The following is a 26,859-nucleotide window of genomic DNA, read 5'->3' as shown; positions in this document are numbered from 1 at the left end:
TACGTAGTCCTTTGTGGATGTTCAGATCATGCCGAGTTGCCGGGCGAGGAGCACCGCCGTGACCCGGTTCGTGGCTCCGAGTTTGCGGTAGGCGTTCTCGAGGTGCTTGGTGACTGTGCGAGCCGAGATGCCCATCTCCCTTCCGATGTGGTCCGCTGTGCGGCCGCGCATGACGTGGCTCAGCACCTCCTGCTCACGTGGTGTCAGCCTCATGGTTGGACAGAGGCGGCGACGAGAGCGTGCAGTACCCCGACCACAACAGATCTGCGAATTCGGCACGCGCCAGCCTTCACCGGGAGAGCGTCCTGACCGCTTCCGGGATCAGCGGACGGCCGGTCATGAACCAGGACACGCCGAATGCGAGGATTCCGGCGGTTTCGAGCAGGAACACCCAGATCGATTCGGTCTCCACATCCTTGCCGGTGCTCAGGATCACGGCACCGGAGATGATCAGTGACGCCATGATGACGCCCGCGCAGGTCTTGTGCGCGCGCCGGTGCCGCGGCGACGGGTTGTAGCCGTCCCGGGGCACCGCAAACAGATACGACAAGACCGCGAGCAGTGCGAAGAAGGTTGCTGCGCAGACGAGGTGCAATGTCGCGGTGAGCGGACGCGCACCGGCAGCGGTGTCGTCGGAGGCGGTGGGGAACAAGCTGACGAGGATGGCCAGCACCCCGGCGACGGTCGCCAGCGCGTTGTCCAGCCTGCCGAGCCGGTACGCCATCAGGAAAACCCCGAATGCCCACATGCTGCCGACGAACCAGTCGCGCAAGTCGGTGTGGTAGTACGAACTGATCGACGGACCGATCGGCTTCTTCAGCAACCAGAAGCTGCCGAACACGAGCACGACGGGCAAAGCCATCCCTATGATCCCCACGAGCCGGCGCAGCGTGTTGTAGGAAATGACGGTCCCTCTGTAGGGCTTGAACCAGTAGTCATCCACGGTGAACCCCCTGACACAACAGCGTTGTGCTCCGGTATCGCCCGCCAAGAGCCGATGGTTAGCCCAGCGTCGCGTGGCATACGGGTGACACCGCCACGACCACCGGAGTGATGCGTAAGCGTCCGATCGCGGAACGCATCGTGTCCGATTCGTGACTGCCGACAAGGTACTTCGATCGCCGATGGCGGTCACTGGACCTGCATGGCGAACTCAGAGAACCATTCGATCAAGTACTTGAAACCGGACGAGGCAGAGCGACTGAGCTCAGCTTGGACCTCGGACAGCTCGTACGGGTTCACGTCGTTGCCAACGCCGGTGCTGGCTCGGCACGGCGCCAAGATGCTGGACCCCTCGAGCGCGTATCAGGTGGACGGTTTTCTGGCCACCGGGCCGACCGTGTACCGGACGAACGAGTTGCTGATCCCCCACGGCAGTCTGGGCAAGCAGGCGGACATGGTGGAGGTGCTGAGGAATGATCTCGGGCTGGTCATGGACGAGGCGCCCGCGGACTGCCGGGACGCGCCTCTGGTCTTCCGCGGCGTGCTGAGACCGGACCCGCATCCCACGGCGGATCGGCCCACGACTGTGGTGACCGACGCGTGGCGCGCGCTTCAGAAGTTGCGGGCTACGGCCAAGGACCCCGCCAACCTCACGCTGTCACTGGCCGACGTCCGGCCGATGGGATTGAACCACGTGCTGGTCGGAGCCGCCATGGGCGGGATCGGCGGCGGGTCGGAGGTCCTGCGTGGTGTTCCCGGTGCGATCGGCGGTAATCCCAACCCCGGCGCGGAGGCGGACGAGGTCGGCTACTGGCGCAGGCCGGTGGCGATCCGGATGGCGAGGCCCTTGCGGACCGCACCCACGACGGGACGACGTCCGGTCATCGCGATTCTGGACACCGGTCTCGGAGAGAACGGATGGCTGTCCGTGGCCAAGGAGGCGAACGGGATGTTCGCCGCCCCGTCCGAGGACTGCACGTTCGTCAGGGTCGACGGTCCGCTTCAGGATGGCATCTGCACACCGGCTTCACCCGCATCCATTCCGTTGTACTGGGAAGGTTCGTACACGATCGAGCCGCTCACCGGATATCTGAGCAGCCACACGGGCCACGCCACGTTCGTCATCGGGGTCGTCCACCAGACCGAGCCCAACGCCGATGTCCTGTCGATCCGGGTCATGTACAACGACGGAGTCGTCTACGCCCACGTTCTGGTGCAGGCGCTGAAGAAGCTGCTCGAGCGGGTCGTGGAGGCGCAGGAGAACAACAGGCCCGACCTGATGGTCGACGTGGTGTCGTTGTCACTGGGCGGCTACCGCGAAGCCGGAGAGCGCGGCGCCGAGTACGACCAGCTGACCCTGGCCATCGACGACCTCCGGGCTCGTGGTGTGGTCATCGTTGCCGCTGCCGGGAACTACGCCAGCAGCAGACCGTTCTACCCGGCCGCGCTGGCGGACCGAGATGACGACGGGTTGCCTCCCGTGATCAGTGTTGGAGCTTGCAATCCCAACGGCACCAAGGCGTTCTTCAGCAACGACGGACGGTGGGTGCGGTGCTGGGCCGCCGGCGCGGCGCTGATCAGCAGCTTCCCCGAGACGATCAACGGCAGTATCAGGCCGCGATACCAGGTGACCACGAATGGTGGTAACGAGCCGCTCGCCATCCGGGAGTCGTTGGAGTCCGACGACTACAGCTACGGGTATGCCGAGTGGAGCGGAACATCCTTCGCGACCCCGATGGTGGCGGCCAGAATCGCCACGCTGCTGATGAAAGCGGACGAGGCGACGGTCAAGCAGGAGGAAGGTCTCGGAGTCGTCCTCGAGCGCGAAGATCTCGTCCGAAGGCTCTTGCGCAAAGGGGCTACGCTGAATCGGGCAAATGCGGCGGTGCAACGACTCTGATCAGCGACCGCAGAGGCAGGTGTGCCATGCAGGACAGCGAAGCACCCAGAACGAGAGCCATCCTTCGCGAGCGCAGGGAAAGGGTGGCCGAGCTGTTCATCGCGGTACGTGAGGGCAGGTACGAATGTCTTGACGATCTGGTGGCCGAGCTGAGCCCGATGCTGTGGCAGGTCGCCCGCGCCCAGGGCCTCGATCGTCAGAGCAGCCAGGACGTCGTGCAGTCCACCTGGCTGAACTTCATGAAGGAGATCGAGAAGATCCGCGAACCCGTCGCTGTCGTGGGGTGGCTCGTCACCACCACCAAACGCGAGGCGTGGCGGGTCCGGCGTTCCGAACGAGCCCACGAGCCACTCGACGGTCATGACGTGCCGGACCAGGCGGTCCTGCCGGAGGACAGGGTGGTGCTGTCCGAGCGCCAGCGCCGGCTGTGGGCTGCCGTGGCGCTGTTGCCCGAACGGTGCCAGGCGCTGCTGAGGGTGGTCGCGTTCGTGCCGAAGCCCGATTACCGGGCGATCGCGGCGACGCTGGGCATGGCCCGCGGCGGGGTGGGGCCGACCCGCGGGCGTTGCCTGGCACGGCTGCGGGCGCTACTGGACGCTGATACCGACGGGAGCTGGCGATGAACACCAATGGCGCGGCGGGGCCGTTGGACGACAGGGACTTCCTGATCCTCGATGGTGTTCGCGACGTGTACTCCGCGATCGACCCGATGCCGGAGGACATGCTGGACAACATTCGATTCGCACTCGCCGTGGAGCATCTGGAGACCGAGGTCGCACGCGCGGCCTCGGACCTGGTGGCCGTCGTGACCCGCGGCGAGAACGAGCAGCGGCTCGTCTCGTTCGAGAGTCCCAGCATGACGATCACCCTCGGAATCCGGGCCAACGACGACGGCACCATGCGCCTGGACGGGTGGCTCACCCCACCGGGCACGCACCACGTCGAACTGCGGACGCCGGCAGGCACGGTCACCGCCGAGTCCGACGAGCGAGGCAGGTTCGCGATGGACGGCGTGCCACGTACATCCGCTTACCTCACTGTGCGGCCCGCGCGGATGCGGGCCATCACCACGCCGACGATCGCCTTGTGATGGACCAGGCGACCATCGATCGCGTCCTGCGGATGCGCGAGATCGGCTCCGGCTTCACCAACACCGGACGTCCAGCAGCCGGAGCGCGGAAGTTGCGTGCGGCGTTGAAGATCCTGGGTTGGCCGGGAGACGGGCAGCCGAGGTGGCTGACCGGGCGCGTACTGCTCAGCCTCGGGTTCGCCGAGGCTGAGCAGGGTGACACCGAGGCAGGGCTGCGGCTGCTGAACGAGGCCGAGAACATGGTTGCGCCCGAACACCGCGGCATCCTCCTGCAGAACCGGGCGACAGTCCTGCAACGGGCAGGTCGCCTGGACGAGGCGTTGCCGTTGTTCGACGCGGCGATTCCGCTGCTGGCCGGAACGCACGACGACTTCACCCTCGCGACCGCGTTGCTGAACCGGGCGACTTTGCGGCTCGGCATCGGACAGGTGCGACTCGCACGGGAGGATCTGCGGCGGTGCAGAGATATCTCCGATGCCAACCAGTATCACCTGCTCATCGCCAAGGTCGACCACGACCTCGGTTACTGCCACCTGCTGTCCGGTGACATTCCGCTGGCGCTGCGCACGCTCGATGCAGCAGCCCGGCGCTATCGCGTCCACGGCCCCGACTACCTCCCCGTCGTCCTGATGGACAAGGCGAGGACGCTGCTCGCGGCAGGTCTCGCCGGGGAGGCAGATCGGGAACTGGACATCGTCTTCCAGCTGTTCCACCGAGACCGGTTCAGCGTCGATTACGCGTGGGCAGAACTGACGAGGGCGCAGGCGGCACTCGCCGTCGGCAACCATCACGACGCTCGGATCTGGTCGCACCGCGCGGCACGGCGGTTCCGCCGGCACGGCGACGCCGCGTGGGCGGCGCTCGCCGAACTCACGACCGTGCGCGCCGAACTGATGAACTCGAAGCGGCCTGCCGCGCTCGCTCCGAGAGCGAGCCGGCTGGCAGGGCGTTTGCACAGCTTGGGTTTGCGCTATGACGGGGACACCGCCGAGCTGCTGTCGGTGCGCGCGTTGCTCGCCGCGAAACAGGCCGGCGCCGCTGTGACCGCCGCGGCACGGATCGCGCGCCCCAGCGCCGAAGCGCCACTGGAGACCAGGCTGTTGCGCCAGCTCGTCCAAGCCGAACTGCACCGGGCGCAGGGCAGGCGAGACACCGCGTTCACCCATCTGCGTCACGGACTCAAGACGCTCGACCTGCACCGTCGCCGGTTCGGCAGCGTCGAACTCAGGGCAGGTGTGTCGCTGCTGGGAGCTGAGCTCGCCTGCACCGGGCTCGATCTGGCGTTGCACAAGGGATCCCCACGGCTGGTGTTCGACTGGTCCGAGCGGTGCCGCGCCCAGGCGTTCCGCGCACGACCGGTGCAGCCGCCCGCCGACCAGGTGACACGGGAGATCGTCGCCGAACTGCGGCAGCTCAGCCGGGTCAACCAGCGCGCCCGTGTCGCGCAGCTCGAGCGGCTGCTGCGGGAACACAGCTGGCAGCAGGACGGACATGCGGAGAGCACTGGGGATCCTGCGTCGTTGCGGTTGGTTCACGACGAGCTGTCCGGCACCATGGTGAGCTTCATCAACCGCGGCAACCGGCTGTTCGCCTTGGTGCTGCGCAACGGCGACACCAGGCTGACCGAACTCGGCGATGTCCGCGACGTGACGGAGACCGTGCTGCGTCTCATCAGCGACCTCGACGCCCTGTCGGGATGGCATCTGCCCACGGACGTCAAAGCCGTCCTCAGGGCGTCCGCGGACTGGCATCTCACGCAGCTGCAACGAATACTCCTCACCCCGCTCCGGGAGCTGCCCGGCGACCGCCTCGTGATAATCCCCAGCACCGGACTGTCCGCGATCCCGTGGGGGCTGCTGCCAGAACTTCGTGGCCGTGCCGTGTCGGTAGCGCCGTCCGCGTCGGTGTGGGCGGCCGCCCGGCACACGAGAAGGACCGGCTGCAACGCAGGAGAGCTGCTCGTCGCGGGTCCATCCCTGTTCCACGCCGAAGCCGAGGTGACGGAGCTGGCGCGGATCTACCCGCGCAGCACTCGGCTGACGGGCTCGGAGGCGACGGTGGAGGCGACACTGCGGGAGTTGGAGGGTGTCGGCATCGCGCATCTCGCGGCGCACGGTCACCACGAGCCGGACAACGTGCTGTTCTCCCGACTCGACCTGGTGGACGGCCCGCTGCTCGCCTACGACCTCCAGGGACTGGCCAACGCACCAAAGCACGTCGTGCTGTCCGCATGCGACGTCGGCCGGGTTCAGGTGCGCGCCGGCGACGAGATTCTGGGCCTCACCGCGGCCATGCTGTACATCGGATCGTCCACTGTGGTCTCCAGCGTCGCACGTATCGCGGACGACGTCATGGTGACTGTGATGAAGGAGTACCACAACGCGATCGTCGCCGGCACCGAACCCGCACAGGCGCTCGCGCTCGCGTCGGAACGGGAACCGCTGGTGCCGCTGGTGTGTTTTGGTGCGGGCTAGTCTCAGACAGCACGATCACCCCTCGACACGTCCGCCTCACGCTGGACGACGGTGTGCGCCGCTGCTTGACGCCGCTGCTGCCATTCGACTGACTGATGTAACGCTACGCAGCAGTTCGCAGGTCACCAGCGGCTGATCCGATCACGAGATCACCCAGGTGCAGGACCGTCGTGCCCTGCACCACTTCGATGGCGAACGTGGTGTTCGTTCCGCCGCAACGACGTTGTGAGGGCCACGGCACCGATCACGATCACGCCGCCGAACACCAGGAACGCGGCCTCGTGGCCGAACCGGTCGGCCAGCAGGCCACCGGCCAGCGGACCGATCGGCTGCGACACCATGGAGATCAGGTTCGCGGCCGAGTTCACCCTGCCGGTCATCTCGTCAGGGGTGAGCTGGAGCAACTCGGTGCTGAAGGCGACGTTCCCGACCGCCGTGACGCACAGGACCAGGGCGAGCATCACGCCGAGCAGCACCGGCTCGGTGACCGTCGCGAGCGCTGGCACGATGACGGCAGCCGTCCAGCAGCAGAGCATCACGGAGGTCCGCGGCCGTTCGGGTGCGCGGAGCCGGGGCGCGAGCAGGGCTCCTGCCAGCGAGCCAACGGCGGACAGCGCCACGATCACACCGCTGGACCGCCCACTGGGGTCCACCTCGGCGCCTGTAGTGATCGCCACGAGCATGACCCCGCCGAACGCCGCGTTGAGCCCAGCGCCGAACACGATCAGAACTGTGCGCACATAGCGCTGGCGCCACACGAACCGCAGTCCGGACACCATGTTCCGCGGCGCGAGAGGACGTCCTTCTGGCGCCGGTGCCGAGCGTGAACGGACAGCCAGCAGACACGCGAACGAGACGAGCAGCCCGCCCGCCATGGCGACGAAGGGAAGTACGGGTCGCAGTCCGAAGAGGACTCCCCCGAGCAGCGGACCGGCGATCGCGGTTCCAGCGCCCCGTGCCTGCAATCGCGACAGGGCCAGGCCGAGCTGGTCGGCGGGCACGGCAGCGCGCAGGAGGGCGTTGGTCGCCGGCATGTAGGCGAGGCTCTGTGCCGACACGACTGCGACAGCGAGCAGAACGAGCCACAGCGACGGGTTGCCGAGCAGCACCGACATGGCGAGCACGGCCGCGACCACCACTCCGGTGAGCTCGCAGCCGAGCATCAGCCGGCGCCGCTCGACGGCGTCCGCGACCGCACCTGCCGGGATGACCGCGACGAGCAGGGTGGCTCCGGCGACCGAACCGATCAGCCCGGCCTTGGCCGGTGATCCGGTCTGCTGGAGCACGAGCAGCGGCAGGGCCAGCGTCGCCATCCGCGACCCCAGGCTCGCCGACAGGCCCCCGAACCACAGCAGGTGGAAGTCGCGGTTCTTGCGCAACGGGGTCAGCGTGTCGTCCATGGCTCCTCGGCTCATTCACCAGGTGCCGACGCGGTCCGCCACGCCCGGATGGCAGTGACGAACCGCGTCGTTTCACTCAGAACTGGAAGTTGCTCTTGCTGGGCGACTGGAAGCTGAAGCAACACATCTCGCCGGCCAGGTCCACTGCGGACAGGCCCTGCAGGTTCAGAATGGACGCCATGATTCACCTCCTACCTGGGTTGGTCGTGCCTGCTGGCGACCGCAGGCCGAGGTGTGGCAGCAGTGCCGTGGTCCCCTCGTACGCCGCGTGCAGGGCGAGCAGGACGCCCGCCGAGCCCATCGCCAGGTCCATGGAGAGGCGCTGCAGCTGCTCGCCGGGAAACACCAGGTTCCCGTCGCGGTACAGCGCCTGCCAGCCGAGTCTGCGCACGTGCTCGCGCAGCGCGGCTCCGTCGTCGTCGGCGCCGAGCTGCGCCATGAGTGCGATGACGCCCGCCCTGCCGCTGAACAGCCCCGGCTGGTAGACGAACGGCACCGAGAAGCCTCGGCGGATGCCGGCGAGGATCCGTTCCAGCTCCGGATCTTCGCGGTACCACAGGTATTCCTGCACGGCGAGCCCCACGCCCGCGCTGCCGCCGTCGAGGTAGAACAGGTACCGGTTGCCGTCGCGGAGCTGGAAGGTGCCGTCCGGCAGCATTTCGCCCCGGTCGAGGTCGGCTCGCAGCGCCAGGCGCGCGAGATCCAGGTAGCGCGCCGCGCCGGTTTCCTCGTGCAGCCGCAGGAACAGCACGGCCGCTCCGGCAGGCCCCCGCAGCAGTCCACGGCCACTGGCCCAGTCCGTGCTCGCCGTCAGCGCAGCGGCCACCTCGTCGGCGACGCGGAACGCTGCTTCGCGCAGGTCGTCGTCGCCGATGGCGTGTGCGAAGTGCAGCAGGTTCAACGCACGGCCGGTGGCCCCGGCGAAGAGGCTGCCCGACGATCGCTGGTGCTCGCACCGTCGCGCCAGCTCGAAGATCGCACGGGCCTCGTCGTGTCGGCCGATCATGTCGAGCACGGCCGCGATGCCGTGGGCGCCGGTGTAGAGCCCTTGCGAAGGACGGCCGGGCGTTCGCAGGGCAGCGTCGACCAGCCAGTCGGCGTAGTCCTCCGGTATCGCGGCGCCGACCTGGTGGAGCGCGAACAGCACTCCCGCAGCGCCGTGCGCGACGCCGGTGCCGCCGAGGTGGAACTGGGCGGGGCCGCAGGGAAAGAGCCGATCCTGGCGGTCCGGTGTGGCGCTCGCGTGGATGCCTGCCACGAGCGAGTCACGGATCTTCTGCCAGGGAGGGGTTTCCGTCATGAACAGCTCTGCGGCTTCGTCGCGCCTCAGTTCGGCACCCGCGGGGTTCAGCGTCCGGATGAGCTCGGGTGCGAAGCCGGCGGGCATTCCCTCGGTCTCGACGGCCTGTGTGACGAGTGTGGTGATCTTGCTCCGGTCCAGGTCGACCAGCTGGTTCGACATCGTGAAGAGGTAGAGCCGGAGGCAGGCCAACGAGTAGTGGTCCACCGCGGCGCCGGTCACGGATGGCGGTGGGGTGAAGCCGGGCACCGCCACGTCCTGTGGTGCCTCGACGGACAGCGCGATCGCGAACTCGAAGTCGATGAACGCGATCCGGCCGTCCGGGCGGATCAGCACGTTGCGCGGGTGGAGGTCGCCGAACCTGACTCCGCGGGCGTGCACGGCCGCGAGCGCCTGCTCGACCTGGTCGAGCACGTCCACCGCCCACGCCCGATAGAGGGCGATCTGCCGGGCCGTCGGTGAGGGGCGCACCATCGGGCTGCGGTCCTGGATGGCCTCCAGCAACGTCACGCCCTCGACGTACTCCTCCACGACGAAGTGGTGGCCGTGCACGACGAGGTAGTCGAGCATCCGGGGCACGCAGTCGAGCCCGGCCAGCCTGAGCAGCGCCGTGCGCGCCATCCCCAACCGGGTCACCGCGTCGCGTTCCTGGCCGTCGAGACCGGCGTGCGGACGCGCCTCCCGGAGCACCACCCGCCTACCCGACCGGTCACGGGCGAGGTAGATGCCTCCAGCATTGGAGAAGTGCAGCGCCTTTTCCACCTCGCATGGCAGATCTCCATCACCTGACTGCATGGCGTCCAGATGGGGCTGCAGGACGGCCGGCATCTCCATCCACTTCGGAATCGTGAAAACCGGCATGCGACGATCAGGGACAAGATTTCCGTGCGGGTCCATGATGGCCGAGCGCGGAATGTCGTCGTCGCCTTGACACCACATCTCCACAAATGCGCCATAACGCACGTACAGCGGACCGTCGCCGATGCGCAGGTCACCCAGCACGTACGGCCCGTTCAGGCCCGCGAGCAGCGCGCCCAGTTCGGTGAGCACCTGAGCCAGTTCGGCCTCGTCGGAGGGGTACAGGGTGACGAGCTTGCCGCTGCTACCGCGCACCGCGTACTTCGCGTTGGCCAGCAGCACCGCGTTGCGGCTGCGCAGGAACTTGAAGCTCAGGCCGTTCGTCAAGCAGTAGTCCCACACGACATCAAGGCCGCGCTCGGCCTCCGCCGGCGTCAGCGAGACGTGGACCTTCCATCCCTGCGCCGGCAGATCGGCGCGAACCGGGTGCAGCCCGACCCACATGTCCCACTCGTCGCGCCGCCACCCTTCGGGCGCCGCCCGGTTCGCCACGGCGAACCGGTTGCCCTCGTCGGCGATCCGGTCCGGCGTCTCGAAGAAGGAGTCGTCCGCCAGGCAATAGGCCCAATATCCCTGCTCGTCCAATTTCGGTCCTCTCCCGGCCGGTCAGACAGCTCCGTGGCGATTCGGCGGACGCAGTGACCACCTGGATGAGAGGATGCCCGCGGGGATTTCGGTGATTTTGCAACGCGATCACAACGTTCTGCCGAACGCCTGGTCGCTGCGACATTGGGATTTGCGGGGGTTGAGCCGTGACTGTCCGATTCCGATTACTCGGCCCGGTCGAGGCAGATGTCGACGGCGCACAGCTCGAGCTCGGTCACGCCCGGCAGCGATGCGTGCTCACCGCGTTGCTCGTCGACGCCGACCGGACCGTGCCGGTGGACGTCCTGCTCGAACGGGTGTGGGCCGGCCGGTTGCCCGGCAACGCGCGCGTCACGTTGTCCGGCTACGTGTCCCGGCTGCGCCAACTGCTCGCCGTTGCCGGCGTCGGCCTGATCCGCCAGGCAGACGGCTACCGCCTCACCGTCGACCCCATGGCCGTCGATCTGCACCGCTTTCGCGCCCTCGTCACCCAAGCCGCCGCAAGCCGCGACAACGGCCCGGCGTTGCTCACCGAGGCCTTGGAGCTGTGGCGCGGCCCCGCCTTCGCCACCCTGGACACCCCATGGCTCGACGACGTTCGCGACGGCCTGGCCTCCGAACGGCTGGCAGCCGAGCTCGACCGCAACGACCTGGCGCTCACCCTCGACCAGGGCCAGCCGACGACGATGGTCTCCGAGCTGTCGGCCAGTGCCGCTGACAACCCGTGGAACGAACGCCTGGCAGGCCAGCTCATGCTCGCCCTCTACCGTTGCGGCCGCCAAGCCGAAGCCCTGCACCGCTACGAACTGCTGCGCTCCCGGCTGGCCCACGAGTTCGGAGTCGACCCGAGCCCGCCCCTCCAGCACCTGCACCTGCGAATCCTTCGCGCCGACCCCGCTCTCGCCGGGACCATCACCACAGCGCCACGTCAGCTGCCTGCCCCGCCCGCGTCGTTCATCGGCCGAACCCGTGAACTGGCGAACCTGGCGACGATCCGCAGGGCCTCACCATCCACAATGGTCACCGTGGCGGTGACCGGTACCGCCGGTGTGGGCAAAACCGCCCTCGCCCTGCACTGGGCACACCAGATCGCCGACGAGTTCCCGGACGGCCAGCTCTACGCGAACCTGCGTGGTTTCGACCCCGGCAACGCGATCCCACCGGAGACGGCGATCCTCGGCTTCCTGGAAGCGCTGGGCGTGGCACCCCAACGCGTTCCCAGCAGCCTCGACGAGCAGGCGGCCCTCTACCGCAGCATCGTCGCCGGACGCCGGATGCTCGTGGTGCTGGACAACGCTCGCGACGCGGACCAGGTCCAACCGCTCCTGCCCGGCTCCCCCGACTGTCTCGTCCTGGTCACCAGCCGCAGCCAACTGACCAGTCTCATCGCCACCCAGGACGCGCGCCCGGTCACCCTCGACCTCCTCACCACCGAGGAAGCGACAGACCTGCTGGCTCGCCGCATCGGCTCGGAACGAGTGGTCACCGACCCCGTCGCAGTCACAGAGATCCTCACCCGCTGCGCCCGGCTCCCCCTGGCCCTGACCATCGTCGCCGCCCGAGCCGCGGCCCACCCGAACTTCCCGCTTCAAGCCCTGGCGACTGAACTGCACGACACCCACAACACCCTGGACGCTCTGACCGACACGACCCCGCGAACAGACGTACGTGCCGTGTTCTCCTGGTCCTGCAACACTCTCAGCCCGGCCGGCGCCAGCCTCTTCCGCTTGCTGGGCCTGCATCCCGGCCCTGACTTCTCCGCCCCCGCCGCCGCCAGCATCATCGCGACACCGTTACCTCGCGTCAAACCCCTGCTGGCAGAACTGACCCGGGCCCACCTGCTCACCGAACACGTCCCCGGCCGCTACACCTGCCACGACCTGCTCCGCGTCTACGCGACCGAACAGGCCCACCTCCACCAGACCGGCCCCGAACGCCACGGCGCGGCCCACCGGATGCACGAACACTACGTGCACACAGCCCACGCCGCGACCAACATGATCGACCCTTACCAGGACAACCCGCCGACACTGTCCCTTGTGGAGGATGGCGTGGTCGTGAACTCCTTCACCGACAAGGACCACGCCATTGCCTGGTTCACCGCCGAACATGCGGTGCTCCACGCCGCCATCGACCACGCGGCCCGCAACGGTTTCGAGCACCACACCTGGTCACTGGCCTGGGCGTTGAGCGAGTACAGCTTCCGCCAGGCGCACTGGCTGGAGTTGGGCAATGCGTTCGTCACCGCCCTGCGCTGCGCCGAACGGCTGGCGGACCAACGCGGCCAGGCCCACGCCCACTTCGGCCTGGCCATCACCCAGCACATGCAGGACCAGCACGAACACGCCCTCAACAGCCTGCGCCACGCCGCCAAGCTCTACGACGAACTGGGCGACGGCTTCTCCCAGTCAGGCGTGTACCGCACCATGTCGATGGTGGCCGACAAACTCGGCTGGTTCCGAGACGCCCTCGACCACGCACAGCGCGCCCTGGACCTGCAAGGCGCGCAGGGCACCCGGATCTCGAAAGGCAGAGCCCTCAACTGCGTGGGCTGGAGCCACTCGGCGCTCGGAGACCACCACCTCGCGTTGCCCCACCTGGAGCAGTCCCTGGCCCTGCTCCAGAGCACCGACGACTGGCCGGGCCTCGCGGCCGTCTGGGACAGCCTCGGCTACACCCACCAGCACCTGGGCCACTACGCGCGGGCAGTCGAGGCCTACCAGCACGCCCTGCGAGCGGACGCGGAAGTAGGCCACCGCTACTGCCAGGCCGAGACCCTCCACCACCTCGGCGACACCCACCACATCGCCGGCGACCAGAACCAGGCGGCCGTCGCCTGGCAACAGGCCCTGACGATCTACGACGACCTGGGCCACCCGGCGGCAGCCTCCGAAGTCCGCGCCAAACTGGCCTCAAGCCAAACCTCCGCACGCTCGACGCGGACCTGAGGATGAGGCCGCGCGCAGCAGTCAGGACGTGGAAACCGGAGAGGACAGCCCGCCGACACAACAACTGACAGCTCACGTCCCTGTGCATTCGCTTTTCGACGAGTGCACAGGGACCCGCGTGGCGCCGTCCCGAGCCGGCTGAACCGCATCTGGCGGATCCGCGCGCACTACGTCCGCACGCCGGGTCCAGGTCGGATCGGCGCGGTGGCCGAACACACCTGATGGAGTGACTACCTGGTGGTCGTCAGGTCGATGTCTTCCAGCGCGCGTTCCAGTTCACGCCGGTTCTTGGCACCGAGTTTGTTGCGGATGCGGGTGACGTGGTGCTCGACGGTCTTGGCCGAGATGAACAGCGCGTCGCCGACCTCGCGGTAGGTGAGCCCGTTCCGCACCAACGCGGCCACCTCCTGTTCGCGCTCACTCAGGACTTCAGCGCCGCCGTGGCCCTGCCCGCCATTCGTGCCGTGGAACTGCCGGGCGATGTCGAGCAGTTGGGTCATCGCCTTGCGGTCGGTGGTGTGCATGGCCGCGTGCCCGGCGAGCCTTGCCGCGTCCGCACGCATGCCGTGGGCGTGCAGTTCCTGCGCTGCCGACTCGACGCGCGTGTGGTCCACGTCGCCGCGGCCGGCCTGGCTCCAGCAGTGCGCTGCGATCGAGAGCGCGCGTGCGAACGGCAACGCGTCCGCTGCGTCGTCCAGCGCGGTCAGGTGTTCCTTCGTCGCCAGGTCGTCACCGAGGAGGAGCGTGGCGTGAAAGGCGTTCCACCGCGGCAACACCGACCACAGTGGAGGGTTGCCCAGGTTGCCGAGCAACGTCCACGCCTCGTCCAGGTGCGTCTCGACCCGGTGGAACTGGCCGATTCTGGCTGCCCCGACAGCGATCTCGGTCAACGGGATCAGCGTGTAGAGGTCGACGGGGTGCACGACGAGGGCCTGCTGGGCCGGTTCCCACGCGGACCGCAGAGCACGGAGGTCTCCGGCGCGGCGGGTGATGCCCAGTTCCAGTGCCGCGGCGAGCAAAGCCTCTCGCGGTTCTCTGATGAGGTCCGGGCGTGTGAGTTGTTGTGCTGTTCCGGCATCGCCGCCGAGGAGCTCCACGCAGGCGAGCAACAGCTGGTGTCTGTCCGCGTGCAGTCCCTTGCCGTCGTCGCCCTGGACTGCTCTGCCGAGCAACGACTTCGCGGCCGTCAGCTCACCCGCGTGGACGCAGATCAGCGCGGCGAGCGCGGTAGGACTGTCCGGCTGCACCGAGGCCCGGGACCCGGCCTGGTTCACTCCCGCCGTGGCCACGGCGGCGGCGACGGCGGCCATCGGTGGTCCGGTGACCGTCTCGAGCACCACGTCGGCCAGCCGGTGCCCGAGGGTGTCGGTGAGAGACCTGGCGGGCTGCGACCGCGCACCGAGCTGGACGGTGCGGGCTTCTCCCAGGCGACCGGCACCGAGGAGGCCGGTGACGGCGAAGCCCAGCGCGAGACCGTTGTCCGAGCGCTGGAGCAGCTCTCCCCCGCGGCCGACCTGCCCCCGCAAGGTCAGCACGGTCGCGGCGACCAGCAACGCGTCCGCGTCGGCGTGTTCGAGGTCCACAACATCCACCGCGCCGTCGAGGTCACCGCTGAGAGCGCGAGCCCGCGCCAGCAGTGCGGAAGAACCGGTACCAGCTGCCGTGAACAGCCTCGCCGCCAGCGCCGGATCGTCGTCGATCACTTCGTGGCCCGCGGCGGTGAACACGTCCGCAAGACCGGGATCCACCACACCGAGCTCCAGCAGCAGCCGCGCGTAACCGCACACCGGCTGTGCACGTTCGGCCTGGGTGAGAGCGAGCTTGCGCAGCAGATCCGCCCGCTGCTCGGCCGGCGCCAGCACCTCGATCGCGTCGGCTGCGGCGGGAAGCGGCGCTCCGTCGATCTGGAGCAGGCCGGCCGACCTGAGGGCCTCGACGGCGTGCGACACCGGGGGCAGGTCCAGGGCGAGCACCGTCGCGAGCAGTTCCACGTCGAAGGGGGCGCCGAGAGCACGGGCCAGCAGCAGGTCGCTCGCCGCGATGGACAGCCCGTCGAAGTGGCGGGCGAATGCGATGCGCGGCTCCGGTGCCAGTTCGTCCAGCACGAACCCGGGTGTGCCACCGGTTCGCTCGTGCAGGTGCCTGGCGAACTCCTCGCTGACCTCGGCACCCAGCACGTGGGTGGCGAGAGATCGGACGTGGCCGGGCGACAGCGGCCGGAGGTGCACCCGAACCACAGAACCAGGCAGCTCGCTGATCAGTCTGCCCAATGCGCGGTTGTCCGGCCACAGCCGATGAGCGAGGGCGAGCCTGCCTCCCGCACCCACCTCCTCGAGCAGGCGGTCGACCTCCTCATCACCGAGCACCTGCGCGTCGTCGACGACGATCGGCTGCTTCAAAGTGCGCAGCAGCGTCGTCTTACCGCAACCAGCCGGCCCGATCAGCACGACGTGGTCCGCGCCGCGTGCGCGTTCCAGCGTTCGAGCAGTCCCGCTGTCGAGCAACAAGGGCGTGTCCGACATCGGGGACATCAGCGCGTGAACCTCCTGGTGGCCTACCTCGTCATCTGTGCTTCGGTACATCACCCGTTCAGGTTTGGTCACGGTCCGAAGATCGGGACACACCCCTATCCCCCTACGCGCAGTGGCACCAACCCCCGACTCGTCCCCACCCGACACGACCAGGCGTGTCACCCGATGCGGTGATCGCTCTGCTCTCCGTAGCTTTCGTGGCACAAGCACAACGACGCACCTGGAGTTCGACGTGGACCTGCCGCAGACGCTGCACGACTTCACCCTCAACCTGCTCAGCGACCCCGACGCCCGATCGGCTTTCCAGCTCGATCCGCAGGGCTCGCTCGACGCGGCCGGCCTCGGTGACGTGCACCCGTCCGACATCCAGGAGCTGCTGCCGCTGGTGCTCGACTTCGCCCCGGCCACCGGCATCGGCGACTTCGGGTCGACGATCTCCGGCCTGGACCTGGATCAGCAGCTCGACCTGATGAGCACGCTGCAGAACACCATCGGCCAGCCGATCGACGACAACACGGTCCTCGGCTCCGTCTCCGGCCTGACCGCCGCCGTGCACGGCGTCACCAACGGGTTCGACGTGCTCAGCGACCCGTCCAGCGCGCTGGACGTCGTCGGGACGAGCACGGTCACCGACGTCACCAAGACCGTCACCGACCTCGAGGTGACCGACACCGTCGGCAACATCAGCAACGGCACCGACGTGCTCGGCACCACGCACGTCACCGACGTCGTCGGTGATGTCACCGGCTCCGCGCACACCGGCGACCTGGGCGTGAACGACGTGCTCAGCGGCGACGTCACCTCCGCCATCGGCAACGACCTGTCACTGCACGAGGTCGGCAACGCCGGCGACGTCGTGTCCCACGTGGGTGACGTCGGTGACGTGACCGGCGGCGGCGAGATCGGCGACCTCGGCAAGATCGGCGACATCTCCGGCGAGCTCGGCGACGTCAACGTCGGCGGCGTGCTCAACGACCTCGATCTGAGCCTCTGACCTGGATGTTCACGAGGCCGCCCCGACCGCGCTCCGGGGCGGCCTTCCCGCGTGCGTCAGGCGAAGGCGAGTCCCACGACCGTGCCTCCGGCGAAGCCGACGACCGAGGCTCGCCCGCTGTCCAGGTCGACCTTCACCAGGAGCGAGCCCCCGAGCAGTGAGAACTCCGGCTGCACGGCGGCCATCGCGCGGTGCCGGCCGTCGGTGGTGGCGATGTCGAAGCCGTTGGTCCTGCCGACGTCGACGCCCAGCCTGCCGACGGTGAACAGTTGCCCGGTGTTGGGGGACACGACCGGCGTCACGCCGGCGACCGTGCCCTGGGTGACCAGTGTGTCCTTGCGGCTGTCGAGGTCGTAGAGCGTGGTCGACGTCGCCCCGGCGACGCTGTTGGTGTAACCCGCGCCGGACACCTGGGGTGTGCTGCCCGCAGCGCGGTCTCCCGGCGCGTAGGCGAGCGGGGTGTCGACTGCGGCCACGGCTCCGGTGTCAGGAACCAGGCGCAGGTTCTGGCCGCTGGTGGTGACCAGGCGGATGCGGTCGACCACCGGGTTGAAGTCGATGCCGACCGCCGCTCCCGTGATCGCGACCGGCGCACCCACCGCCGTCGCCTTGCCCGTGCGCGGGTCGAGGACGTAGAGCTGGCCCGAGGCGGCGATCGCGTACAGCGCGCCGGTGGCGGGCCGCACGTCCATGCCGATCAGCCGGTCGCGTGCCTTGAGGCCGGTGACTCGGACGCGGTTCTGGGACAGCAGCGGGGACGACCAGCTCCTGGTGCTCAGCACCCCGTCCGAGGTCAGCAGGTGAACTCGTGGCTGGTCAGCCGACGCCACGGCCGGCGTGGCGGCGAGTGCGGTCATGAGCAGTGCCGCCGCACCTACGAGTGCGGTCGTACGAGCGATGCGCATGTTCTCTCCCGGTAGGTGGTCGTGGAACACAGGTGTGTACGACCGCACCGGCCGTCGCGTTGAAATCAGGACAAAACTCGCCCATCCGCTCTTCGGTCGGTCTCGAATCCCGTGCAGGAACGGCGATGGGGAGCTCATGGCGCACATCGGCAGACGACGGCGACCCGACCTGCGTGGCAACGTGGTCTTCCAGGAGATCTACGCCCTGCACGCAGCGGAACTGCATCGCTTCGCACTGCGGCAGCTCGGCGACGACTGTGCCGCGGAAGAGGTCGTGCAGGAGGTGTTCCTGCGGGCGTGGAGGTCCGCGGACGGCTTCAAACCCGAACTGGCCAGCGTGCGCGTCTGGTTGTTCGCGATCGCCCGCAACGTCGTCATCGACGAGGTCCGGTCACGGCTGCGCAACGACAAGCGGATGACGGCCGCACGGGCGGCCGCTGCCGACGCCGGCGAGGTGAGCAAGGACTTCGTCCACACCACGATCGACGGACGACTGGTGCAGATGGGACTGTCGCGGATCAACGCGGACCAACGCGCCGCCGTCGTGGAGACCTACCTGCGCGGCCGGTCGTATCGCGATGTGGCAGCGGAACTGGAGGTGCCCCAGGCGACGTTGCGCAGCCGGGTCCACTTCGGACTCAAGGCGTTGCGATCGGTCATGGCCGACATGGGTGTACGAACTGCGGCTTGAGGCAATCCGCTCACCGCACGGCTTCGAAGTAGCCGTGTGAAACCGGGACTGACGCGTGCGATCAACCCGCACCTGCTGACCGGTGCCCACGCACTCGGCGCGCTGCCCGACGCCGAGCGAGCCGAGTTCGAAGCACACCTGGGCAGATGCCGGGGCTGTGCGGACGAAACGGCCGAACTGGAGGAGACCGCGGCCCGACTCGGCAACGCCGTCGACCACGTACATCCGCACACCCTGCGATCACAGGTGCTGAACGCGGTCCGACACGTGAAGCAGGTGCCACCGGTCTCGGAGAACGTGACGGTCTCTTCACGGCGTCGAGGTTTCCGGCGCGCCGCGGCTCTGATCTCCGCTGCCTGTGTGGCCGCCGCGGCGGTGGCCGGTGTGCACGGCGCACTGACCTCCTCGGCGATCGTCCCCGTGGCCGCCTCTCCACGTACTCACATCGGAGACCTGCTGGCGGCGCCTGATCTGCGACTCGTCACCGCCGGAGGTTCCGCGGGAACCGTCGCGGTGTCGCGCAGCCGCGACGAGATGCTCTTTCTGGCAGTTGGATTGCGCACGTTGCCGCATGACTGGATCTACCAGCTGTGGCTGGTGGACGACCACGGTCCACGATCAGCGGGAACCGTGCGTCCGGCAGGCGAAGTGACGTCGCTGCTCGTGAGCGAGATTCGAGGGGTGGGCGAAGCCATTCTCACCGTCGAGCCCTCGCGGGGATCACCGAGCCCGACCGGGTCTCCGGTCCTCACCATCGAACTTCGCTGAAACGGACGCAATCCAGTTCGAGCGGCACACCGAGTCCAGAACGTGACCGATCACATCCTCGCCATCGGCTACGGCGACACCGGACGCAGCGCCGTGAACTCGGTGCCGGCATCGCAGCCGGATGCACAGCCGACCGTGCTGGACACCGACTACCTCGCCGCCGTTGGCCGAGACCTCGACCAACGGTGCCATCGCGGTGCGCGGGAATGGGCGGGACAGATGCGCGCTGGAAGAAGCGGTCGCTGACATCGCCGACCGTGTCGTCGTCGCGGTTCCAGACGACCTCAACGCCTTCCTGATCACGAGAGCGGTACGGTCCTTGAACCCCGACGCCGTGATCGCGGCCATCATCCGCGAACCGGAGAACCACACGATCTTCGCGTCCGATGGGATCGTGATCATCCACATGCGACAAGCGGACGACCGGCAGACGTGAAAACTCCGGAAACCGCGCACACAGCGCGGTTCCCGGAGTCGCGGTACTGCTTTCCTGGAGATGTCAGGCGGGCAGCAGCACCGAGTCGATGAGGTAGACGGTGGCGTTGGCGGTCTTCACGCCACCGCAGATCACGTTGGCGTCGTTGACCTTGATCGCGTTGCCGGAACCGGTGACCTTCACGGTGCCGGTCTGCACGGTCTTCTGGTCACCGGCGATCTTGTCGGGCGAGATCTGGCCGGGGACGACGTGGTACGTGAGAATCTTGGTCAGCAGCGCGTCATCGGTCTTGAGCTTCTCGATCGTCGCGGCATCGATCTTCGCGAACGCCGAGTCGACCGGCGCGAACACCGTGAACTCAGCGCCGTTCAGCGTCGAGACCAGGTTCACCTTCGGGTTCAGCTTCCCGGACACCGCGCTCACGAGCGTGGTCAGCAACGGGTTGTTGCTCGCGGCGACGGCAACCGGGTCAGCGGCCATGCCGCTGACGGAGCCCGCACCGGACGGAACCTGCTTCGCGTAGTCGGCACAGCCCGGGCCGACGAGGTCCTTGGCCGGGTCGGCCATCGCAGCCGACGACGGCGCGGACGAGGTGGCGGAGGTCGGGGCGGTGCTGGAGCTGCTGGCGGCCATGTCGCCCGAGCCGCACGCTGCGCCGAACAGGGCGAGCGAGGCGGCGCCGATGGCCAGGACAGTGTTGCGGACGGTCTTGTTCATGACGAGACATCTCCAAGGAGTGAACGGGGAAGTTGCTACATGTGATTCGCCACCCCGCGGAAAACGGATGGGTCTGGTTATCGACCTGTTACCAACGCGACCGCGACTCGTGCGCGACCAGGGCGAACGATCCACCTGCAGCCACAGTCCACAGTCGACGATCAACTCGGCTCACTCCCCCACGCGCCTGCACTTCTGCCCCACGAGCAATCCGCGATGCGATCAGCCGCGAACCACAGGCATCACGCACAGCCCTGGCAGTAGGCCGGCAGCACGGACTCGCGCTGCAGATCGGTCAGGCATCGCCGGACCTTGCGCTGTTCCAGGCGTTCGGTGACCTCGTCGAACGGAGTCGTCACGTCCATCAGAGCGACTCGTTCGTCCCGGCTGGCCGCCGCTCGCGCGGACCGCACCCGGTCGACCGCGCGCCTGTGCGTCATGGTCAGGATCCAGGTCGTGGCCTTGCCGCGGGCCGGATCGAACCGGCCGGCGGTCCGCCACACCTCGAGCAGACCTCCTGGAACACCTCTTCGGACTGCGCCTGACCCCGCAGCACTCCGCGTGCGAGTCCGAACACCTTCCAGAACGTGCTGGGTTACTGGCCGCTGGAGGCAAGCGTGCGGGAACTGCCGCTGGGCAACGTGGCGGTGCTCGTCGTCGTGGTGATCGGACCGCTCGTTCGCCTGCTCGGCAGTGGCCGCGCGGTCGCACTGGGGTGTTGGTCAGCGAGGGCGGCCTGACGATCGTCGGCTTCTCGTCGGGTTATCCCGCCATCGCGGTGGTGCTCGGCGCCGGCGTGGGCATGGCGCTCACGCTCACGACGGACGCCGTGGTGGCCGCGGTACCGGCCGACATGGGCTGGCGCGACGTCGGCCGTGTCGGAGACGGCCTGCGAACTGGGCGCGGTGCTGGGCATCGCGGTGCTCGGGACCGTGCTGTCGGCGTGGGCCCGCGCGGGCATCTTCACCGAGGCGATGCAGGGGACGGCGCTCGTGGCGGCCGTGCTGCCGGCCGTGGCGGCCTTTGTGGCCTACCGGCTCATTCCGGACGGGGCGCGGACGCCTCGGCCAGCCGCTGGTGCAGACGCTCCCTGATCTGGTCGGGGGTGTAGGCGGCGCGGCGGCGCTGGTTGCGGGCCACGACCACGCCGCTCGCCGCGACACCCGCGAAAGCGGCCATACCGATCACCTTCCACAGCTTCATGTGCCTAGGCTACTGGGCCATGGCGACAACACTGGACAAAGCCGTCGAGATGACCCGCACCGGTGACGTGTGGGTGTTCCGGGGGCGCAGTGCGGCGGACCGGGCGATCCAGGCCATGACGAACAGTCCCGTCAACCACGTCGGCATGGCGATCGTGATCGACGACATGCCGCCGTTGATGTGGCACGCCGAGCTCGGCAAGTCCCTGAAGGACATGTGGAGCGGCACGCACCAGCGCGGCGCCCAGTTGCACGACCTGCGCGACGCGGTCGTGACGTGGCACGACAAGTACGGGCAGCGGGCCTGGTTGCGGCAGCTCGACCACGAGGTGACGCGCGAGATGGAGGACGCGGCGCTGCGGACGGTGGCGCGGCTGGACGGCACGCCGTTCCCCTCGACCGCGAAGCTCGCCTCGCGGTGGTTGCGCGGGCGGGTTCCGTTGGGGCACAAGGGTGACGCGAGCATCGAGAGCGCGTTCTGCGCGGAGATCGTGGCCGTGACGTACGAGGAGATGGGACTGCTGCCCAAGCGCAGGCCCAACTGGTACGACCCCGGCCGGTTCTGGAGCGGCGACGACCTCGAGCTGCTGGACGGCGCCAAGCTCCGCAAAGAGGTCGAGATCATCGTGTGAGGGCCGCGCCGACGAGGAGCAGTCGCAGGGTGCGCTCCGTGGCGTCGGTGAGGAGCTCCGCCGTGGCGGCCATCGCGGTGTCCAGCGTGACGGGCGCGGCGATGATGCTGGTGTAGGCGTCGATGCCGGCGTCGTGGTTGGCGCGGGCGTTCTCCCCGATCGTGCCGGCGAGCGCGATGACGGGCTTGCCGTGCTTCTTGGCCCGGCGCGCCACCTCCGCGGGAACCTTGCCGTGCGGGGTCTGGCCGTCGATGGCGCCTTCCGCGGTGATCACCAGGTCGGCCTCGGGCAGGCGGGCGTCGAGGTCGGAGTGCTCCAGGACGACGTCGAAGCGCGGCAGCAGGGTGGCGCCCAGTGCGTGCAGGCCGGCGCCCAGCCCCCCGGACGCGCCACCGCCCGGCATGGTGCGGACGCCGGGGCCGAGCAGGTCGGCCCAGTTGTCCAGGGCATCGCTGAGCAGGTCGACCTGGGCCGGGGTCGCGCCCTTCTGCGGGCCGAACACCCTCGCCACGCCCCGATCACCGCACAGGACGTTGTGCTGGTTGCAGGCCACGGTGATCTCGGCCTTGTCCAGCCTCGGGTCCACTTCGGACAGGTCGAGTGCGGCGGCGCCGGCCAGGGCCGCTCCCCCGCGTCCGATCTCGCGGCCGAGCGCGTCGGTGATGCGGGCCCCCAACGCCTGCAGTGCGCCCGCGCCGCCGTCCGACGTGCCGGAGTCGCCGCACCCGACCAGGATGCGGTCGACGCCCAGGTCCAGCGCGGCACGGATGAGCTCGCCGACGCCGTACGTGGTGGTGGTCGCCGGATCGCGGTGGTGCTTCGGGACGAGCCTCAACCCCGCCGCCGCGGCCATCTCGACCACGGCCGTGCGCGGACCGGGGCCGCCGAGCAACGCGAAGTGGGACGGGATCTCCTCGCCGACCGGTCCGGTGACGAGCGCGGGGACAAGGGTGCCGTTCGTGGCCTCGGCGAGTGCTCGGGCCGAGCCTTCGCCGCCGTCCACGAGCGGTGCCTTGTCCACGATCGCGCCGGGCACCACGCGGTAGATGCCGCGTGCGATCGCGTCGGCGACGTCGCACGCGTCCAGAGACTCCTTGAAACCGCTGGGAGCTACCAGGAAACGCATCGGTGACCTCATTTCAGTGGCAGGCCGAGGTGCGGCCAGAGGAGAACGGCGCACGCGAGGACGAGCGCGCCGGTGATCGGCGCCAGGACCGCCGAGAGTTTGAGCAGGTCCCGCGGGCTGTAGGCGCCGGCGAAGAGGGCGACCGGTTTCGCGGAGGCCGTGGTGGTGTGGCAGAAGCCGGCGGCCGCGGTGGAGGCGAACGCCAGCGCGGCGGGGTTCAAGCCGGCGGCCGCGGCGAGCGGGATGACGATCGGGACCAGGACCGAGGAGCGGGCCGAGCGGGACTGGATGACGAGGTGCGCGAGGAGGCTCACCGCGATCACGGTCGGCAGCAGGTGCGACGGGCTGATGAGGGTGGCGAGGGTGTGTGTCGCGCCGGAGCTGACCAGGGCCGAGCCGAGCATCGTGGTGGCGGCCATGAACAGCAGGAGCGACCACGGGATGTCGGCGAACGCGGCTTTGAGCGTCGTGGTGCCGAGGCGTGGCGCGGTGATGGCGACAGCACCGGCGAGGGCGGTGACCTCGGGTGGGACGTGGTGCCAGGACTCGGTGAGCCACCCCGCCGAGACGATGCCGACGATGACCAGTGAGGTGATCTCGGGCCTGGTGAGCGCCGGAAACTGTCGGTGCTGTCTGGGAGAATTAGAACAGGGGTCCCCTGGGAGGGGACCCTCGCTCCGCGCTGCGAGCACGACCGTGGGCTCGTCGCTCGGGTCCAGCGGCTCCGCCTGGCCAGTCAACGGCTCCGCGCGGTCCGCACGGGTCGTGAACAGCCACAACACCACCTCGGCCGTCACGTGCGCGCTGACCACCGCGAGCGGGAGCCCCAGCAGCATCCACTGCCCGAACCCGATCCCCTCCCCCGTCGCCTGTTCCAGCAACGCGCTGGTGATCAGGTGCGCCCCCGCCCCCACCAGTGTCGCCACCGCGGTCAGCAGGATCACCGACGGGAACAGCACGCCGAGCGCCCGCGACACCCGCGCGTTCACCCGCAGAGCGCGGTGCACCGGCAGGGTCAGGGCGGCACGGCCCGAGGTGGACGGCACGAAGAAAGCCGTGAGCAGCAAGGCGAACGCCGTCAGGTGCATCAGCCCGCGCACCGAGCGGGCACGTCCCACCAACGAGGTCGCGAGGCGCGCGGGCAGCCCGGACGCCGAGACCCCGCCGGCCAGCACGAAGGCCGCGATGAGCAGCCACGTCGTCGACCCGCCGAGCACCGCCAGGGCCGAGGCGGGCAGGACGCCGAACAGCAGCAGGGCCACGACGGCGGCCAGGGCGACGAACGTGTCGTCCAGCGGGGTGCACGTCCACAGCACCACCGCCACCGCGAAGACCACCAGCGTCAGGATCACGAGACCGATCGTGCGCGGCCACCCTGACCCACAGGTGAGGCCCGGATGAAGGAGTCTTCATCTAGCTGAGGCGGTACCCCATGCCGCGCACGGTCTCCAGCCGCTCCGCGCCGATCTTGCGCCGCAACGACCGCACGTACACGTCGACCACGTTGGACCCGGGGTCGAAGTCGTAGCCCCACACGTGGGACAGGATCTGCTCGCGCACCAGCACCTGTCCCGGATGCCGCAGGAACAGCTCCAGCAGGGCGAACTCGCGAGCAGTGAGGTCCACCGAACCGGACGGCAGCACGGCCTGGCGGGTGCGCAGGTCGAGCGACAACGAACCGGCGGTGAGCACCGTCGCCTCGGGCACGCCGGGCGGGCGCAGACGGAGCCGGACGCGCGCCAGCAGTTCCTCGAAGCGGAACGGCTTGGTCATGTAGTCGTCGGCGCCGCCGGACAACCCCGCCACGGTGTCGTGCACCGAGTCGCGGGCGGTCAGGATGATCACCGGGGTGGCGACTCCCTGGTCGCGCAGGGCCCGCAGGACCGAGAAGCCGTCGAGGTCGGGGAGTCCTAGGTCCAGCACCACCAGGTCGAACGAGGCGGCCCACGACAGCGCGTCGGCTCCGGACGCCACGACGGACGTGGTGAAGCCGTTGGCCCGCAGGCCTTTCTCCACGAACGAGGCGATGCGCGCCTCGTCCTCGACGATGAGGATCCGGCCGGTCATCGAGGCACCTCCACCACGAACGTCGCGCCCTCGCCCGCCACCGAGCTGACCCGCACCGCGCCTCCGTGGGCTTCGGCGATGGCCTTCACGATCGGCAGGCCGAGGCCGGTCGAGCGGGAGAACAGCATCGACTCGTCGCTCACACCGGGCCCGGAGTCGGCGATCCAGAAGGAGACGACGGAGTCCACAGAGGATCCGAAGCGGATGGTCGCACCTGGGGTGGTGTGGCGGACGGCGTTCGAGGCGAGCTGCAGAACGGCCTGGGTCACGCGTTGCGGGTCCAGCACGGCCTCGCCTTCCGCGATCGAGTCGAGCACCCAGCGGCGGTCGCCGAGGGCGCGGAGGTGGGCGTCGATGTCGCTGGTGAGTTCCGGGAGGCTCACGGTGACGGGGCGGAGGAAGTCCGGGCGTTCCGACTTGACCAGCAGCAGCAGGTCCTCGACCAGGCGGGCCATGCGGTCGAGTTCGTCGGTGCACAGCCGCACCACGTCGGCGCGCTCCTGCGGCGAGTCGCCGAGCAGTTCCAGGTGACCGCGGACGATGGTGATCGGTGTGCGCAGTTCGTGGGAGGCGTCGTCGAGGAACTGGCGCTGCAGGCGGAACGAGCGGTCGAGGCGGTCGAGCATCGAGTTGAACTGCTTCGCCAGTGCCGCCACGTCGTCGTTGCCGGAGACCGGGATCCGGCGCGTGAGGTCGGCCTCGGTGATCTCGGCGGCGGCCTGGCGGACCACGCGGATCGGAGCGAGGACCACCCCCGCCACGAGCCACGCGATCAGGGCGGCGATCAGCAGGCCTGCCAGCGACACCAGCACCAGGACGCGCACCGTCGAGTGCACCGGCGCTCGCACGCCGTCCTCGAAGTAGCCGGTGACGAACCACATCTCCTGCGGCGCGGCCGTGTGCACCTTCGCCCACCGGAACGGTCCGGCCGGGGTGGACGCGACACCCCACGGCGCACCGGAGGACGTGATCGCGCCCAGGACCGCACGGTCTTTCTCCAGCGCATACGTCACCTCGGAGCGCTGCACCAGCACGTGACCGGGCAGCACGGCCAGGTGGATCTCGTGCTCGTCGGGGTACTGCAGGCTCAGGTGGGCCTCGGCGACGGTGCCGGCGTCACCGGCGTGGTTCTCCGCGTAGGCGCCGAACTCGGTGGTCTCCTGCTCCAGGGCGCGGTTGACGCGGTCGTCGACGTCGACGAGCAGCAGGCGCCACACCACGACCACGACGGTCGCGAGGACGAGCGTCATCAGGCCGAGGAGCCAGCACATGATCTTCACGCGTGCGGGCACG

24 protein-coding genes are annotated in these 26,859 nt (G+C 68.9%); 11 read left to right on the top strand and 13 right to left on the bottom strand.

Features of this window, described 5'->3' with window-relative positions:
* Positions 1-21 precede the first annotated feature (21 nt).
* Positions 22-213 carry a response regulator transcription factor gene (locus tag SK571_RS34405; RefSeq protein WP_319988281.1) on the bottom strand — a complete coding sequence of 64 codons (192 nt, stop codon included), beginning with the start codon at positions 211-213 and terminating at the stop codon, positions 22-24.
* Between the two features lie 76 nt (positions 214-289).
* Positions 290-943, bottom strand: coding sequence for a DUF998 domain-containing protein (locus SK571_RS34400; RefSeq protein ID WP_319988280.1), 654 nt, complete (start codon positions 941-943; stop codon positions 290-292).
* Between the two features lie 201 nt (positions 944-1,144).
* Here SK571_RS34400 and SK571_RS34395 point away from each other — a divergent pair, with 201 nt between their 5' ends.
* From SK571_RS34395 to SK571_RS34380, 4 genes are all read left to right on the top strand, one after another.
* Positions 1,145-2,842: a S8 family peptidase gene (locus tag SK571_RS34395; RefSeq protein ID WP_319988279.1), complete on the top strand. Its 1,698-nt coding sequence runs from the start codon at positions 1,145-1,147 to the stop codon at positions 2,840-2,842.
* An 83-nt stretch (positions 2,843-2,925) separates the two neighbouring features.
* A complete protein-coding gene (locus tag SK571_RS34390) occupies positions 2,926-3,465 on the top strand; it encodes an RNA polymerase sigma factor (protein ID WP_319988278.1) in 540 nt (179 codons plus the stop codon).
* On the top strand, positions 3,462-3,932 hold the full coding sequence (locus SK571_RS34385) for a hypothetical protein (protein WP_319988277.1): 471 nt from the start codon (positions 3,462-3,464) through the stop codon (positions 3,930-3,932). The genes SK571_RS34390 and SK571_RS34385 overlap by 4 nt, the downstream gene beginning before the upstream one ends.
* Positions 3,932-6,406 carry a CHAT domain-containing protein gene (locus SK571_RS34380; RefSeq protein WP_319988276.1) on the top strand — a complete coding sequence of 825 codons (2,475 nt, stop codon included), beginning with the start codon at positions 3,932-3,934 and terminating at the stop codon, positions 6,404-6,406. The genes SK571_RS34385 and SK571_RS34380 overlap by 1 nt, the downstream gene beginning before the upstream one ends.
* Positions 6,407-6,555: 149 nt before the next feature.
* Here the strand turns inward: SK571_RS34380 and SK571_RS34375 are convergent, their stop codons facing one another.
* Positions 6,556-7,806, bottom strand: coding sequence for an MFS transporter (locus tag SK571_RS34375; RefSeq protein WP_319988275.1), 1,251 nt, complete (start codon positions 7,804-7,806; stop codon positions 6,556-6,558).
* 184 nt (positions 7,807-7,990) lie between these two features.
* Positions 7,991-10,549: a class III lanthionine synthetase LanKC gene (gene lanKC, locus SK571_RS34370; RefSeq protein WP_319988274.1), complete on the bottom strand. Its 2,559-nt coding sequence runs from the start codon at positions 10,547-10,549 to the stop codon at positions 7,991-7,993.
* 167 nt (positions 10,550-10,716) lie between these two features.
* Between lanKC and SK571_RS34365 the strand changes: the two genes are divergently transcribed.
* Positions 10,717-13,497 carry an AfsR/SARP family transcriptional regulator gene (locus SK571_RS34365; RefSeq protein WP_319988273.1) on the top strand — a complete coding sequence of 927 codons (2,781 nt, stop codon included), beginning with the start codon at positions 10,717-10,719 and terminating at the stop codon, positions 13,495-13,497.
* Positions 13,498-13,727: 230 nt separating this feature from the next.
* Here the strand turns inward: SK571_RS34365 and SK571_RS34360 are convergent, their stop codons facing one another.
* Positions 13,728-16,019, bottom strand: coding sequence for a helix-turn-helix transcriptional regulator (locus tag SK571_RS34360; RefSeq protein ID WP_319988272.1), 2,292 nt, complete (start codon positions 16,017-16,019; stop codon positions 13,728-13,730).
* Between the two features lie 241 nt (positions 16,020-16,260).
* Here SK571_RS34360 and SK571_RS34355 point away from each other — a divergent pair, with 241 nt between their 5' ends.
* Positions 16,261-17,022, top strand: a complete 762-nt coding sequence (locus SK571_RS34355) for an IniB N-terminal domain-containing protein (protein ID WP_319988271.1) — start codon at positions 16,261-16,263, stop codon at positions 17,020-17,022.
* A 56-nt stretch (positions 17,023-17,078) separates the two neighbouring features.
* On the opposite strand, the gene SK571_RS34350 is transcribed toward SK571_RS34355, so the two are convergent.
* Complete coding sequence (locus SK571_RS34350) at positions 17,079-17,927, bottom strand: DUF4394 domain-containing protein (RefSeq protein WP_319988270.1); 849 nt, start codon at positions 17,925-17,927, stop codon at positions 17,079-17,081.
* 136 nt (positions 17,928-18,063) lie between these two features.
* On the opposite strand from SK571_RS34350, the gene SK571_RS34345 reads away from it, so the two are divergent.
* The 3 genes from SK571_RS34345 (at position 18,064) to SK571_RS34335 (ending at position 19,822) form a co-directional block, all read left to right on the top strand.
* Positions 18,064-18,618 (top strand): sigma-70 family RNA polymerase sigma factor, encoded by a 555-nt coding sequence (locus tag SK571_RS34345; protein ID WP_319988269.1) that lies wholly within the window; start codon positions 18,064-18,066, stop codon positions 18,616-18,618.
* A 36-nt stretch (positions 18,619-18,654) separates the two neighbouring features.
* Positions 18,655-19,386: an anti-sigma factor gene (locus SK571_RS34340; protein ID WP_319988268.1), complete on the top strand. Its 732-nt coding sequence runs from the start codon at positions 18,655-18,657 to the stop codon at positions 19,384-19,386.
* 163 nt (positions 19,387-19,549) lie between these two features.
* Positions 19,550-19,822 carry an NAD-binding protein gene (locus tag SK571_RS34335; protein WP_319988267.1) on the top strand — a complete coding sequence of 91 codons (273 nt, stop codon included), beginning with the start codon at positions 19,550-19,552 and terminating at the stop codon, positions 19,820-19,822.
* Between the two features lie 63 nt (positions 19,823-19,885).
* Here SK571_RS34335 and SK571_RS34330 read toward each other — a convergent pair whose 3' ends face one another.
* Together SK571_RS34330 and SK571_RS34325 are read right to left on the bottom strand one after the other, a co-directional pair.
* Positions 19,886-20,539: a fasciclin domain-containing protein gene (locus SK571_RS34330; protein WP_319988266.1), complete on the bottom strand. Its 654-nt coding sequence runs from the start codon at positions 20,537-20,539 to the stop codon at positions 19,886-19,888.
* Between the two features lie 242 nt (positions 20,540-20,781).
* A complete protein-coding gene (locus SK571_RS34325; RefSeq protein WP_319988265.1) occupies positions 20,782-21,042 on the bottom strand; it encodes a sigma factor in 261 nt (86 codons plus the stop codon).
* 84 nt (positions 21,043-21,126) lie between these two features.
* On the opposite strand from SK571_RS34325, the gene SK571_RS34320 reads away from it, so the two are divergent.
* Positions 21,127-21,279, top strand: coding sequence for a hypothetical protein (locus SK571_RS34320; protein ID WP_319988264.1), 153 nt, complete (start codon positions 21,127-21,129; stop codon positions 21,277-21,279).
* Between the two features lie 298 nt (positions 21,280-21,577).
* Here the strand turns inward: SK571_RS34320 and SK571_RS34315 are convergent, their stop codons facing one another.
* Positions 21,578-21,742, bottom strand: coding sequence for a hypothetical protein (locus SK571_RS34315; protein WP_266035211.1), 165 nt, complete (start codon positions 21,740-21,742; stop codon positions 21,578-21,580).
* A gap of 19 nt (positions 21,743-21,761) precedes the next feature.
* Between SK571_RS34315 and SK571_RS34310 the strand changes: the two genes are divergently transcribed.
* On the top strand, positions 21,762-22,373 hold the full coding sequence (locus SK571_RS34310) for a hypothetical protein (protein ID WP_319988263.1): 612 nt from the start codon (positions 21,762-21,764) through the stop codon (positions 22,371-22,373).
* Here the strand turns inward: SK571_RS34310 and SK571_RS34305 are convergent.
* From SK571_RS34305 to SK571_RS34290, 4 genes are all read right to left on the bottom strand, one after another.
* Positions 22,363-23,499 carry a glycerate kinase family protein gene (locus SK571_RS34305; RefSeq protein WP_319988262.1) on the bottom strand — a complete coding sequence of 379 codons (1,137 nt, stop codon included), beginning with the start codon at positions 23,497-23,499 and terminating at the stop codon, positions 22,363-22,365. The two genes, SK571_RS34310 and SK571_RS34305, sit on opposite strands and share 11 nt — an antisense overlap.
* A gap of 8 nt (positions 23,500-23,507) precedes the next feature.
* Positions 23,508-24,851 carry an SLC13 family permease gene (locus tag SK571_RS34300; RefSeq protein ID WP_319988261.1) on the bottom strand — a complete coding sequence of 448 codons (1,344 nt, stop codon included), beginning with the start codon at positions 24,849-24,851 and terminating at the stop codon, positions 23,508-23,510.
* Positions 24,852-24,912: 61 nt separating this feature from the next.
* Positions 24,913-25,566: a response regulator transcription factor gene (locus SK571_RS34295; RefSeq protein WP_319988260.1), complete on the bottom strand. Its 654-nt coding sequence runs from the start codon at positions 25,564-25,566 to the stop codon at positions 24,913-24,915.
* Positions 25,563-26,858: a sensor histidine kinase gene (locus tag SK571_RS34290; protein ID WP_319988259.1), complete on the bottom strand. Its 1,296-nt coding sequence runs from the start codon at positions 26,856-26,858 to the stop codon at positions 25,563-25,565. Before SK571_RS34290 ends, SK571_RS34295 begins: the two co-directional genes overlap by 4 nt.
* Position 26,859: the final 1 nt, after the last annotated feature.

It is taken from the genome of Lentzea kristufekii, assembly GCF_033949925.1.
Classification (GTDB): Bacteria; Actinomycetota; Actinomycetes; order Mycobacteriales; family Pseudonocardiaceae; genus Lentzea; species Lentzea kristufekii.
Note: the sequence above shows the minus strand (reverse complement) of the source record. Positions and strands in the feature narration are given on the sequence as shown.

Bases quoted from the DNA above. Each gene is read 5' to 3' on its own strand.
- SK571_RS34405 (WP_319988281.1), bottom strand. From the start codon at position 213: ATGAGGCTGACACCACGTGAGCAGGAGGTGCTGAGCCACGTCATGCGC.
- SK571_RS34395 (WP_319988279.1), top strand. From the start codon at position 1,145: ATGGCGAACTCAGAGAACCATTCGATCAAGTACTTGAAACCGGACGAG.
- SK571_RS34385 (WP_319988277.1), top strand. From the start codon at position 3,462: ATGAACACCAATGGCGCGGCGGGGCCGTTGGACGACAGGGACTTCCTG.
- SK571_RS34380 (WP_319988276.1), top strand. From the start codon at position 3,932: ATGGACCAGGCGACCATCGATCGCGTCCTGCGGATGCGCGAGATCGGC.
- SK571_RS34375 (WP_319988275.1), bottom strand. From the start codon at position 7,806: ATGGACGACACGCTGACCCCGTTGCGCAAGAACCGCGACTTCCACCTG.
- SK571_RS34360 (WP_319988272.1), bottom strand. From the start codon at position 16,019: ATGTCGGACACGCCCTTGTTGCTCGACAGCGGGACTGCTCGAACGCTG.
- SK571_RS34350 (WP_319988270.1), bottom strand. From the start codon at position 17,927: ATGCGCATCGCTCGTACGACCGCACTCGTAGGTGCGGCGGCACTGCTC.
- SK571_RS34345 (WP_319988269.1), top strand. From the start codon at position 18,064: ATGGCGCACATCGGCAGACGACGGCGACCCGACCTGCGTGGCAACGTG.
- SK571_RS34330 (WP_319988266.1), bottom strand. From the start codon at position 20,539: ATGAACAAGACCGTCCGCAACACTGTCCTGGCCATCGGCGCCGCCTCG.
- SK571_RS34315 (WP_266035211.1), bottom strand. From the start codon at position 21,742: ATGAAGCTGTGGAAGGTGATCGGTATGGCCGCTTTCGCGGGTGTCGCG.
- SK571_RS34310 (WP_319988263.1), top strand. From the start codon at position 21,762: ATGGCGACAACACTGGACAAAGCCGTCGAGATGACCCGCACCGGTGAC.
- SK571_RS34305 (WP_319988262.1), bottom strand. From the start codon at position 23,499: ATGCGTTTCCTGGTAGCTCCCAGCGGTTTCAAGGAGTCTCTGGACGCG.
- SK571_RS34295 (WP_319988260.1), bottom strand. From the start codon at position 25,566: ATGACCGGCCGGATCCTCATCGTCGAGGACGAGGCGCGCATCGCCTCG.